At 61.9% G+C, this 11,924-nt stretch carries 9 protein-coding genes; all 9 read right to left on the minus strand.

The window, feature by feature from the left end:
- Nucleotides 1-47: 47 nt before the first annotated feature.
- On the minus strand, nt 48-1,973 hold the full coding sequence (locus A11A3_RS15020; protein WP_008930182.1) for a 3'-5' exonuclease: 1,926 nt from the start codon (nt 1,971-1,973) through the stop codon (nt 48-50).
- Between the two features lie 348 nt (nt 1,974-2,321).
- On the minus strand, nt 2,322-2,939 hold the full coding sequence (locus A11A3_RS15025) for a hypothetical protein (protein ID WP_008930183.1): 618 nt from the start codon (nt 2,937-2,939) through the stop codon (nt 2,322-2,324).
- 230 nt (nt 2,940-3,169) lie between these two features.
- Complete coding sequence (locus tag A11A3_RS15030; protein ID WP_008930184.1) at nt 3,170-3,817, minus strand: hypothetical protein; 648 nt, start codon at nt 3,815-3,817, stop codon at nt 3,170-3,172.
- 134 nt (nt 3,818-3,951) lie between these two features.
- Entirely contained in the window at nt 3,952-4,428 is a 477-nt protein-coding gene (locus A11A3_RS15035) for a hypothetical protein (RefSeq protein ID WP_157375752.1), read from the minus strand.
- Between the two features lie 125 nt (nt 4,429-4,553).
- Entirely contained in the window at nt 4,554-5,933 is a 1,380-nt protein-coding gene (dbpA, locus tag A11A3_RS15040) for an ATP-dependent RNA helicase DbpA (RefSeq protein ID WP_008930186.1), read from the minus strand.
- Between the two features lie 83 nt (nt 5,934-6,016).
- Nucleotides 6,017-7,735: a neutral/alkaline non-lysosomal ceramidase N-terminal domain-containing protein gene (locus A11A3_RS15045; RefSeq protein ID WP_008930187.1), complete on the minus strand. Its 1,719-nt coding sequence runs from the start codon at nt 7,733-7,735 to the stop codon at nt 6,017-6,019.
- A gap of 88 nt (nt 7,736-7,823) precedes the next feature.
- Nucleotides 7,824-9,692, minus strand: coding sequence for a long-chain-acyl-CoA synthetase (locus A11A3_RS15050; protein ID WP_008930188.1), 1,869 nt, complete (start codon nt 9,690-9,692; stop codon nt 7,824-7,826).
- Nucleotides 9,667-10,710 (minus strand): SDR family oxidoreductase, encoded by a 1,044-nt coding sequence (locus A11A3_RS15055; RefSeq protein ID WP_008930189.1) that lies wholly within the window; start codon nt 10,708-10,710, stop codon nt 9,667-9,669. The genes A11A3_RS15050 and A11A3_RS15055 overlap by 26 nt, the downstream gene beginning before the upstream one ends.
- A gap of 100 nt (nt 10,711-10,810) precedes the next feature.
- Complete coding sequence (locus A11A3_RS15060; RefSeq protein WP_083851783.1) at nt 10,811-11,839, minus strand: AraC family transcriptional regulator; 1,029 nt, start codon at nt 11,837-11,839, stop codon at nt 10,811-10,813.
- Nucleotides 11,840-11,924 lie beyond the last annotated feature (85 nt).

The following is an 11,924-nucleotide window of genomic DNA, read 5'->3' on the forward strand; positions in this document are numbered from 1 at the left end:
GGCGATTCACATCCTTCCGCCATTCATTCCTCCGATCGCCCGCAGGCTTAGTTGCACCTTGCTAGCTCAAACCGCCCCACAAACCAATTCCCCCCACTCCCCGTCAACAACAACTGCTGCCGAGCCCTAGTCATCCCCACATACAACAACCGCACCTCACTCTCCAGATTCTCCTCGTCATCCTTCAATCCACCCAACCCCGCCAGCACCACGGTATCGAACTCCAGCCCCTTGCTGCTTTGCCGAGTGAGTAACGCAATGCGCCCAGCATTGGCGTCGTAGGCTTTCTTGCTGGCGTTATCTTTCAGCCAGGCGTGGGGAAGGTTTTCCCGCTTGAGCGCCCGTTGCAGCGTTTCTGCCTGCCAGTTATAGCCGTAGATCACCGCGATGTTGTTGAGCGGCTGGCCGTTCTGGTGCCATTTACGAATGCAGCGGGCGATGTAGTGGGCTTCGTCGTTGAAGGTGTCGAACTTGCGGAATGCCGGTGGCGGGCCGCTGGCGCCGGCCATTTCTGGTGCGATCAGGGGAATGTGGTCGTCGTCGGCGTCCTGGGCTTGCAAGAAGTCCTTTGCGAAATCGTAGGCGTAGCTGAGGATCTCGCGGGTGTTGCGGTAGTTCAGTTTCAAAATGGTGGTACGGCCACGGGCCTGGATGCCGGCGCTGGACAGGGGGAATTTCAGGCTACGCTTCTTGTAGATGGACTGGGCATCGTCGTAGAGCAGCAGCAGGGAGTTGGTGTCCGGGTCGATCATCTGAACGATGAGGGCCAGCCAGTCCTGCTCGAAGTCGTGGCCTTCGTCGATCATGACCGCGCTGTATTGGGCGCCGGGGATCTGGCCGTTGTCCACGGCCTGAATCACCGTTTCCACCTGCCGTTCCCAGGGTTTTAATTCGGGCGTGGCGGGGATCAGATCCACGTTGTAGGTTTGCAGTTGCCGGCCACACCATTCATGGAAGTGGTGTACCTGCACTTTTTCTTCGATGCCTTTTTCGGCAACAAAGCTGCGCAGCCGGGCAGCCAGGGTGATGTTGAAGCACAGCACCAGAATCGGCTTGGTGACGGCCTGGGCCAGGTGCAGGCAGCGGTAGCCGAGGATCAGCGTCTTGCCTGAGCCTGCGACACCATGAATAACCCGGTGACCCTCGCCCATGCTGCGGGCCAACTGTTCCTGCTGCAGGTCCATGACACGGACGATATCCGGGATGGCGCTATAGCCAGGTTGGCTCTCTGCCACGGCCCGGGAGCCTGAGAAACTGCCCTGCCCTTGCCCGCCACTCTGCTCGCTTTCTTCATCAGCCTCATCGTCACCGTCGTCAAACAACCCCTGCTGGGGCGCGTTGATGCGGATTTCCGGGAACAGATTCCAGCGGATACGATCAATCTGCGGCAGGCTGAGTTTGTCGCCGAAGGCGTAATCGAACATGGCCCAGAGCTGTTCCTGGAAGACCTCCGGGTCGGCGGTGGCGGTCATTTCATCCCGGCAGATCAGCCGGTGTGGCGGTAGCACCAGCTCCTGATGCTCCTCACTGATGGCCTCGTTCCATTGCTTGCGGGTGATATTGGGGAACACTACCCCATAGCCCCACGGGAAGCAGAGTTTACCTTTGTGCTGGGCGCAGGTTTGTTGCAGGTGCTCATCGCGCTGCAGCTTCTTGATGGCGGTGAGCGCACACTGACGGGCTTGCTGTAGCGGATTGCTAACGGTCTTGAGGCCATCCGGGGTATGAATCTCCACATCCCGGGGCGTGATTCGCTTGAGGGTATCCAGCTTCCAGTCTTTCACCTCCAGAAAGAGCAGGCCACGACCGGGATGCAGAATGATGTAATCAGGATAACGCCGGTTACGGCCCACCGGGGTGTCGTACCAGACGGTGTAGTCATCCTCCAGCAGCGTTTCCAGCCGCTGCCCCAGGCGCCGCTCGCCCGCGGTCATGCCGCGCAGGGTGCTGAGGTTGGGGATAACGGTGGCCATACAGGGTCAGCCCCTGATATCCACACGCCATGCAGGTATTTTCTGTTGCGCTAAAACATCCGCGCACACAGCTCCCGTGACAGAATAATGATGGCAAACTGGCATCCGTTCCCCTCTTTCTTTTTATGGCCTGCCGGTCCTGGCTGGCGATTTATTTGTGATCCAGTTCCGAATTTACACAATCGCAACGCAAAAATGAACAGGCTTCAATCGTCTGACCAACAAGTAGCGAACGGTGATATATGGCTGCGTCGTTTACTGATGGGTGATCGCGCCGCCAGCGGCGCTCCTAAAGGTGCCTTTTTCGGGGTACGCGGACCAATCTAGCGACTGGGGAAACGGCGATACTTATCTATCTATCGACTCAACGCCTTGGCCGGCAGCCTCGCCGCTTAAATCACCATTGAAATCCTCGAAGGCTGTCATAACTGGCCCGGAGAGATCCACCGAAAACTGCCACTTGCCCGGGAACTGTAGACTTTCCTCCACGCTCATCACCACGGTCATGTCCCGGCTAACGCGCCAAATGGCGGTATCCATGAACTCACTGCGTAAATCATGGGGATCAATGGCCGCCTTGAGGCGTATTGATGGAGACAGCGCTCGCCCGTTATAAAACGGCTTGCCAAATTTCAGCCGCATCGGCAGATAGACAGTGTCAAACAGCTTGATGAGCGCCGCTTTCGAGTCGCTGCTGTAGCGGATACTGAGCAGATCCAGCTTGCCAGCAATGCACGAGTAGAATGATTGGGCGTCATGCCCAAAATAACGAGTATTGAAATACGCAAAGGCGTTACCGTCTTGCTGGTAAAGAGGCTCTATGAATGTGGAGCCACGCTGATACTCGGCCTCAAGCGCAGACTGGCAACGCTGACCGATCTCCAGACCTAAAACCGGATCTTGAGAAGGCTCGGCATGGAGCCATAGGGGTAAAAACGCGCCGCACACAGCCAGAAGGCGATTCATCATTCCCTCCGATCAGGCAGGTGAACCCAATGAAGACAGCGCCAGGCGAACCTGTGAAAAAGCAACCGTCAGGCATTCCTTCACTGGATTGTGATGTTTAAGGCCATGCCACCCTGGCAGGCCCCTATTATTCCGTGCAAGCACGTTCCAAATCTACACAATCACAAAGCAGACATTGTTTAAACACTCTTCAGGTAGGTATTCACCGCCCTCGAAAGATCGGCCCGTGCTTACGGATACAACAGATATACCTGCGGCGGATTCTTGACGCGTTTGACCAGCCAGCGCACAAACAGCAGCGTGATAAAGCAGCCCACAACCAGGGTGCCGTTGGGTCCCAGGGTTTCGGCCAGCCACAGAAACAGTTCCTTGGCGGCGCGGTGTGAGCCGCTGATCTCGGCGCTGTGACCGGCGGCCACTTCCTTGGCCAGGAGCATGGCCATCCAGGTCAGTGCGGCGGAAATCAGCACGAACAGTGACGGTTTGATGCCGGCACGCACCGGCCCATACTCTTTTTCCTGCTCGTTGAAATCAGGGCGTTTTAGCTTGAGATGAGCGAGGATTTCTCTGGCCTTGGCCTGATCCTGGCAGTTGATGCTGCGAACCGAGGGTTCGGACTTCTTGCCGTCTCGTTTGTCATAGCCGATATAGATGCGGTCGGTCTTGAGGTTGCATTTGACGGCGTTGATATCCTGATACGGGATGTAGTCCAGCTTCGGTGCGATCTCGGCGATGCCGTCGTCGCTCTCTGCCAGGCTGGCCAGTTGGCTGACCTTCTCTGCCTGTTCCTTGTCAGACAGCGAGCCCACGTACAGCCCGTTGTCGCCGATGATGATCAGCCCATCAAACGGCGAACCGCTATTGTCGATAACGTCCATTGTTTCCCCCACAAGTTATTTTTTTAATAAAAAAGACTGAGTGAGGGGATTATTCCCGGCGATGTGTGCCGCTGTCTGTAAGCCTTCGCCTACATAGGGTTAGGAGATTGCCGTGGATCGAGTCTCTGGCCCACCTAGATGGAAATCCCGTCGTTATCACTTTTATCTTCCACGATGGCTTGGCCGCAGGTAGAGCTGGCCGGCATGGAGCTGGGCTTGCCGATCAGGTCATAGGTCATGGCGCTATCCAACGAGGACCAGGTGGTAATGATCTGGTAGGTGCAGTTCTTCTCCAGTTGCACCGGGATGGTAATGTAGGAGTAGTAGTCGATCAGGCTGACGCCGTGCACGTAGAGAATCTTGAGCTCGTAATAGCCCGGCTTGAGAGAGACCTTGTTGGCCCCTTCCGCCACGAACCATTGTTTGGGAACGGTCTTGCCGTTGATGGCCACGATACGGGTCATCTCGTTGGCCATGGAGCCATCCCGATAACCGTAATGCCCCTGCACGATGGCTTTCTGCGCCGGCGGCAGCGGTTCGCCATCGTGGAACTGTACATAGCCGCCCTTGTTGGCACAGCCCGCCAGTGCCAGTGCCGCCATGGCAATCATGCTTTTTTCATGGTGTTCCCCGTCATCCCCCAAATAGCGGCGAATGGTAAAACATTTGTCCGCAGGGGTCAGCGGCAGCCGGCAACGCAACAACCCTTCATCATCGGGTCTGAAACAAAAGCCGACTACAGCTTGCGCACCCGCCGGTTCTTGCCCTTGATCTTGCCGTTCATCAATCGCTGCAAGGCCAATCCGGCGCTGTCGCGTTCGATCGCCACGAAGGCCTGGTAGTCGGTGACGGTGATCTTGCCGACCTGGTTGCCGGGGATGCCCGCGTCACCGGTGAGGGCGCCGAGGATATCGCCGGGGCGCAGCTTGTCCTTGCGACCGGCACCGATGCACAGGGTCACCGTGGGCGGGCGCAGCGGCTCGCCTTCGCGGGGCTTGAGGCTGGACACCGGGTGCCAGTTGAGTGGCTCGCCCTGCAGTTCTTCGATGGCCATGGCCCGGCGGCTTTCGCGGGGGGCCACCAGGTTGATGGCCAGGCCCTTCTCGCCGGCCCGGCCGGTACGGCCAACCCGGTGGATGTGGGTCTGCGGGTCGTGGGACAGTTCCGCGTTGATGACCATATCCAGGTTGTCGATATCCAGCCCGCGGGCGGCCACGTCGGTGGCCACCAGTACCGTCAGGCTGCGGTTGGCGAAGAGAGTGAGCACTTCATCGCGCTCGCGCTGTTCCAGGTCGCTGTTGAGGGCGCGGGCAGACAGCCCCTGCCGGCAGAGCTGGCTGACCACATCCTGGCACTGCTGTTTGGTGACGCAGAACACCACGCAGCTGGTGGGCCGGAAGCAGGCAATGGCACCGGCCACGGCCTCGTAGCGCTGCAGGGGCTCCACCTCATAAAAGCGCTGCTCAATGCGGGTGTTGTCATGCAGCGCTTGCACTTCCACATGGGCCGGGTCGCGCATGAAGGTTTCCGCCAGCTGCTTGATGCCCGCCGGGTAGGTGGCGGAGAAAAGCAAGGTCTGGCGGCGCGCCGGGGTCTGGCGAATCACTTCGGCAATATCGTCGAAGAAGCCCATGTCGAGCATGCGGTCGGCTTCATCGAGTACCAGGGTATTGAGGCCGTCGAGGCTGAGGGTGCCCTTGCTCAGGTGCTTGAGCAGGCGCCCCGGTGTGCCCACCACAATCTGCGCGCCATGTTCCAGCGAACCGATTTGCGGGCCGATGGGCTGACCGCCGCACAGGGTCAGCACCTTGATGTTGCCCGGGCCACGGGCAAGACGCCGAATTTCAGCCGCCACCTGATCGGCCAGCTCGCGGGTGGGGCACATGACCAGCGCCTGGCAACCGTAATAGCGTGGATTGAGCGGGTGCAGCAGGCCCAGGCCGAAGGCGGCGGTCTTGCCGCTGCCGGTGCTGGCCTGGGCAATCACGTCACGGCCCTGCAGCAACAGCGGCAGGCTGGCCGCCTGCACCGGTGTCATGCGGGTATAGCCGAGGGTATCGAGATTGGCGAGCATGTCGCTGCCCAGCGGCAGCGAGGAAAACAAGGCATCAGTCACGGCAAGGCCCGGGGGTAAGGAAACAGGCGTGCAGTGTAGCAACTGTGGCCGCCCGGCATAGCACTTTCGCCGGGCGTCAGCCCTCAGGGGCGTGGCGGCAGGTTGCTGCGCAGGGCCAGCTCGGCGGCCGGGGTTGCCGGCGGGCGTGTGCTGGTGTCGTGGTCGCGGGCCTGTGGCGGTTGCTCCAGGGCGCCGGCCAGCCGGGCAAAACACGTCTGGAACGCGGCCAGGGTCCACTGGCCGAATACCGTGTGCCCGCCTTCGTAGGCCTGCTCCTGATATTCCTGGCGGGTGGTCACGTAGCCCATGTAGTCATTGCAGTAGGTGCTGATCAGGGTACGGGCATTGTCCGCCTGCGCCGGCCACTGTGCGCTCACCGCCTGCACCAGGCGCCGACCGGCCACGGTGGTGAACTCCCCCGGCGCACACACCAGCCGCAGGTTGCCCAGCTGCAGGATCTGCAATGGCAAGACCGAGGGCACCATGGCACTTTGCGCAAGGGCACCGATGCTGACCTGGCGCTTGAGCTCGGCCACCAGCGGGTCGGCAAAACCGGGGAGCGGAATGCGATCCAGCGGGTAGCCCAGTACCCGTTTACTGCCGGCTTCCATGAGGATGTCCTTGACGCCCTGGCTGGCGTAGAGCCGGGCGAATTCCGGCTCGCCCTGTTTCAGGCGCCGGCGCTTGACCCGGCGGGCCAGTTGCTTGGCGATGAAGACCATGGGCGCGGGCATGCCGGGGCCATCAATGGGGGCGCCGGCAAAGAAGGCCACGCCATGGCACGGTGGGCTGGTGCGGGCGTTGTCGCATTGATCCGCATACTGCGGGCTGGCCAGCTGATTGCCCATGTCCACGTAAGTGAGCACGCCATCCAGCGGGCCGCTGATCGGCAGGGCCTGGTCGCTGTTGACCATGGCCAGGGCGTGTTCGCTCTGGCGCTGGCCGTTCTGGCGAGCGTAGTCATATTCCGCCTCGCCTTTCAGCTGGCGACGGCGGCGGTGGGCGCCGGGGCCCTGGTAATGGGGCGATACATCGCCGGCGGTGCCCTGGGCAAAGATCGCCACCGGCGGATCAATGCCCTGATCGCCGCCCTGCTCCGCCAGCACCTGCTCGGCATGCAGAGCGGCATAGCCCTTGTTGTCGCCGTCGTGGTTGTGATTGTGGCTGCCCAGGCAGGTGGCGTGGACACCGAACAGGGACAGCAGCGCGCGGGTCTGGCCGTCACGCTGGAAGCGCAGCACGTGCATGGTGCGGTCCAGAGCCAGGTGGGTCTGGTCGTCGCTGCGCGGCGTGACATCCGGGTTGCGGTTGTAGGCAGCCAGGGAGCGGTTCCAGGCCACCGGAGTCTCTTCATCCAGCGGCGCGCTGATCAGCGCCAGCTCGGTGGGGGCCGCGCGATCACGGGCATCGAGGATGGCGCTGACGCAGGCCTCGACGATGGCCTCCACATGGGCGGGCACGTAGCCGGGGGTGACCAGGTTATAGAGGCCATCCTGGCTGCAACCACCGGGGCCGGAATGGGTGTGGGTGCAGGTCAGCACCAGCCGCTGCTCATCCCAGCCTTCGCCCAGGTGGGCATGCAGCCGTTCCACCACGCCGGCACGCATGGCATGGGTGATGTAACCCAGGTCCAGACAGCAGTAGATCAGCGGCGCGGCGTCACCATCGGCGATGTAGAAGCAGCGCGCATGCAGGGGCGCCCGGGTGCCGAAAGCCCGGTGACCGGGCTGGCCGTAACCATGCATGGCATAGCCCTGGGCGACGATGGCGAGTTGCTGCTTGCTCCAGCCGGCCTGGTACATCCTGTTCCCCTGTGTATGACAGCCAAAGAGGCACGAAAGTACCAACTACGATGTTGACCAACAAGCGCCGCCTGGGCCAATAGCGCGTTCAGAGGCGGATATCGCCCCGCTGAATCTGCGCATACAGCTCCGTCGTGAGCGGCTGGTAGCCCTGCTCGCGATTCAGCAGCACGTAGAGCGGGTCATCCACCCGGTTCGGATCGAAGCCTTCCTGCTTCAGCGTGACCTTGCGGTATTTGAAGGTGCCGGTGGTTTCCTGGTGGGCGCGCAGGCGCACGAACAGGGGCACCGCGTAGGCCGGCAGAGCCCCGCACAGATGCCGGGCCAGGGCCTGGCCATCCCAGTGGGCCGCGTCGTTGAGGGTGACCGCGGCCATGCCGGCGCGGCCATCACTGTCGGGCACGCTGACGCCATAGACCACGCCATGATCGATGGCCGGGAACTGCCCCAGCACCCCTTCGACTTCGCCACTGGCCACGTTCTCGCCTTTCCAGCGAAAGGTGTCGCCGACCCGATCCACGAACTGGATATGACGCATGCCCTGGTCGCGCACCAGGTCACCGGAGTTGAACCAGCAGTCGCCTTTCTTGAACACATCGCGCAGCAGTTTTTTCTCGTCGGCGGCCGGGTCGGTGTAGCCGTCGAAGGGCCGGCGTTTGGTCACTTCGCTGATCAGCAGGCCGACGCCGCCTTTGGGGATACGCTGCATGAAACCGCGGTGATTGCGGCGCGGTTCTTCGCTGTCGTGGTCGAACTCGACGATGGCGAAGGGCAAGGGGGTAAAGCCGGCGGTCTGTGACACGCCAAAGGCGTTGATGAACCCGATGTTGGATTCGCTGGCGCCGTAGAACTCGTAGATGCGCGGGATGGCGAAGCGCTCTTCGAAGGCCTGCCAGATTTCCGGGCGCAGACCATTGCCGGTGATCAGCCGCACCCGGTGCTGCCGGTCACGGTCGCAGGGCGGCTGGTTGAGCAGGTAACGCAGCAGCTCACCGATGTAGCAGAAGGCGGTGGCGTTGCTCTCGCGCACCCGGTCCCAGAAGCGCGAGGCACTGAACTTGCGATCCAGCGCCAGGGTGGCGCCCATGGACAGCACCGAGCCCCAGGCCACGGTCAGCGCATTGTTGTGATAAAGCGGCAGGCAGCAATAGAACACATCGTTCTGGCGCATGCCCAGGGTCATGCCACCGACACCAGCCATGGCCGCCAGCCAGCGATAGTGGGTCATTTTGGAAGCTTTCGGCAGGCCGGTGGTGCCGGAGGTGAAGATATAGAAGCACGGCTGGCCGGCGCGCACCCGCCGGGTACTGGCCGGGTTGTCACTGCGCTGGTTGGCGATTTCCCTGTCCAGATCGAGCCAGCCGTCCGGCGCCGCTTGCCCGGCGTCGCCGCCGAACCACAGATAGGTCAGCGACGGTGTTTGTTGTGGCGTGTAGGCAGTGCTGGCCAGAGCGTCCCGGCATTCGGCGCTGATCACCAGCAGCTTGGGATCCACCAGCTGGATGCTGTGGGCCAGGACTTCACCGCGCTGGTTATGGTTGAGCATGCCGGCGATAGCGCCCAGCTTGAGGGTAGCGGCCACGCAGGCAAGCACCTCCGGGCGGTTTTCCATCAGGATGGCTACCCGGTCGCCGGGGCCCACGCCCTGCTCGGCCCAGCAGGCAGCGATACGGTTGGCCCAGGCGTTGAACTCCCGGTAGCTCCACTGCCGGCCTTCAAAGGTCAGCGCCACCTGATTGGGTGTCTTGCGGGCCCAGTACTCCAGTACCCGGCCGATGGACTGGCGACGGCTGGGGCGCAGACCGGCCAGACGCAGCAGGTTGGTGCGGCGGATGTCGGCCAGTTGCGGCACCATCTGGATGGCGCCTTTGGCCAGATCCTGCCAGTGAACGGTTTTCGCGGTCATGGGCTCTGCCTTTTCCGGGGCCGGCTCAGCGCGGGCGTACCAGGCCGTCATCGAGCACCTGCTGGAAGTGATCGGTGAAGGTCTCGGTCAGCGGCCGGTAGCTGACGCCCAGCTGCTGACTGCGGCTGTTATCAAAACGGATCGGGTGACCCACGTTACGGCTGATGAACTTGCGCGTCACCGGCCCCATCATTGGCCCGACCAGCCAGACCATGGCCTTGGGCACCTGCATGCGCGGGAAGGGATAACGGTTACCGAACTGCTTGCGCAGAATATCGGCGATACCCAGCATGGACAGCTCCCGGTTAACCAGGATGTAGCGCCCTTCGGCCTCCGGGCTAAACGCGGCCAGCACGTGGGCGTGGGCCACTTCACGCACATCCACCACGCCATAGCTCAGTGCCGGCACGCCGGTTTTCAGCTTGCCGCGGCCCATCTGCAGCAGGGTATCAATGCTGGCTGAGTTGCTGGCGCGGGTCAGCGAGGGGCCGTAGACCATGCCCGGGTTGATGGTTACCAGGTCCCACTGGTCCTGGGTGTCGTGGATTTTCCAGGCTTCGCGCTCGGCAGCCACCTTGGAATACTGGTAGGGGTTGTGATCGACGCTGCTGGTAGTGTTCCAGTCCGCCTCGGTGAAGGCCGTCTTGCCTTTCATTTCCGCGTTGTCGCCGTAGACCGAGGCGACGCTGCTGGTCAGCACCACCCGCTTGAGCGTGGGGCAGCGTTTGGCCGCTTCCAGCACGTGGCGGGTGCCCTCCACCGCCGGGCGAACCAGCGCCTCGTAGGCATCGGTGAAGCCTTCCAGCACGAAGGGCGAGGCGGTATGCATGAGAATGTCGCAGCCTTGCAGGGGGGCATCAAAGCTGTCGGCATCCAGCAGGTCGGCCTTGAACAGTTTCAGGGTGCCCGGTGCCTGCTCGGCGATGGCCTTGAGGTGATCCACGCTGGTGGCCTTGTTGGGGTCGCGCACGGTGGCGTGCACGGTGTGGCCGGCTTCCAGCAGCTCCTTGACGATCCAGCCGGCAATATACCCGGAGGCGCCGGTTACCATAACGGTAGACGTGGACATGGTTCGCTCCTCAAAAAATGAAGGGCTAACGCTACCATGGTCGCGGTGAGGCAACAGTGACCGTTCGTGCCAATAATCCGGGGGAACGGGGGGTTTTCTGTTACGACGGTTGTTCGCGGTATTCAGTGGGCGACAGGCCGGTGAGTTGCCGGAACCAGCGCGCAAAGGAATGCGCCTCATCGAAACCGGCATCGTTGGCCACCGCCTGAACCGGCTGGGCGGTCTCGCGCAGCAGGGCACAGGCCCGCTCCAGACGCAGGCGGTCGAGCAGTTCCCGGTAGCTGGTGCTCTCTTTCTGCAATTTGCGGTGCAGGGTGCGGCTGGTCATTTCAAGGCTGGCGGCCAGCGCTTCCCGGGAGGCATTGCCCTGGCAGATCAACTGGTTGAGCTCCAGGCAGACCCGGTCAGTGAACGACACCGCGCGGCTGCGCTCCTCGAGCAGGGATTGCGCATGGCGGGACAGCACCGCATTGAGCTTGGGGTCGGCGCTGTTGACCGTAAGCTCCAGCCCCTTGGCATGCATGACGATGCGGTTTTCCGGTTGATCAAAATGGACCGGGCAGGCAAACACTGCCTGATAGCGCTCCAGCAGCGACGCATCCCGCGGCGGCGCATGGGTAAAATGCACCGCCTGCAGCAATTCGGCACCGGGGGCGCAGGCATTCAGGAAGTGGGCCAGGGTAGAGAAGATGAAATCGCTCACATGGAAGCGCACATAGGGGTCAACCAACCGGCAGTACCAGACCAGGTGGGCCTCACCGGGCTGGTGGCGCAGGGTGGTGGTGCCCACGTTACCGAGCAGCGGCTCGGCCTGGATAATCGTCTGCACACAGCCTTCGATGGTACTGGCGGTCTGGGCCAGGTAGGCATTGAGGCCAAACACGGTCTGTTGCGAGGTCATGCCGAACGCCAGCCCGGGTAGCGGGTAAGGCAGCGCCCGAAAGCCCACTGACAGGAGGCGTTCGAAGGCTTCGCCCGACATATAGGCCGGGTCGTTCTCCAGGGGCTCAATGCGAATGCCATGCTCTTCGAGCAACGCATCCACTGGCACACCCCGGGAGCGACCCAGACTCATTATCTGGCGCACCACATCAATGGATACCTTGCAATGAGGTACCGTTACCGGCATGACTCGGACCTGTTTTTAGTATTCTTCTGGTGTCTCTAAATCTACGAACAAATACGGACAAATGCCAGAGAATGTCCCAATCCGG

Source organism: Alcanivorax hongdengensis A-11-3 (genome assembly GCF_000300995.1).
Classification (GTDB): domain Bacteria; phylum Pseudomonadota; class Gammaproteobacteria; order Pseudomonadales; family Alcanivoracaceae; genus Alcanivorax; species Alcanivorax hongdengensis.

Coding starts and splice junctions, on each gene's coding strand:
- A11A3_RS15020 (WP_008930182.1), bottom strand. CDS start 1,973: ATGGCCACCGTTATCCCCAACCTCAGCACCCTGCGCGGCATGACCGCG.
- A11A3_RS15025 (WP_008930183.1), bottom strand. CDS start 2,939: ATGAATCGCCTTCTGGCTGTGTGCGGCGCGTTTTTACCCCTATGGCTC.
- A11A3_RS15030 (WP_008930184.1), bottom strand. CDS start 3,817: ATGGACGTTATCGACAATAGCGGTTCGCCGTTTGATGGGCTGATCATC.
- A11A3_RS15035 (WP_157375752.1), bottom strand. CDS start 4,428: ATGATTGCCATGGCGGCACTGGCACTGGCGGGCTGTGCCAACAAGGGC.
- A11A3_RS15045 (WP_008930187.1), bottom strand. CDS start 7,735: ATGTACCAGGCCGGCTGGAGCAAGCAGCAACTCGCCATCGTCGCCCAG.
- A11A3_RS15050 (WP_008930188.1), bottom strand. CDS start 9,692: ATGACGGCCTGGTACGCCCGCGCTGAGCCGGCCCCGGAAAAGGCAGAG.
- A11A3_RS15055 (WP_008930189.1), bottom strand. CDS start 10,710: ATGTCCACGTCTACCGTTATGGTAACCGGCGCCTCCGGGTATATTGCC.
- A11A3_RS15060 (WP_083851783.1), bottom strand. CDS start 11,839: ATGCCGGTAACGGTACCTCATTGCAAGGTATCCATTGATGTGGTGCGC.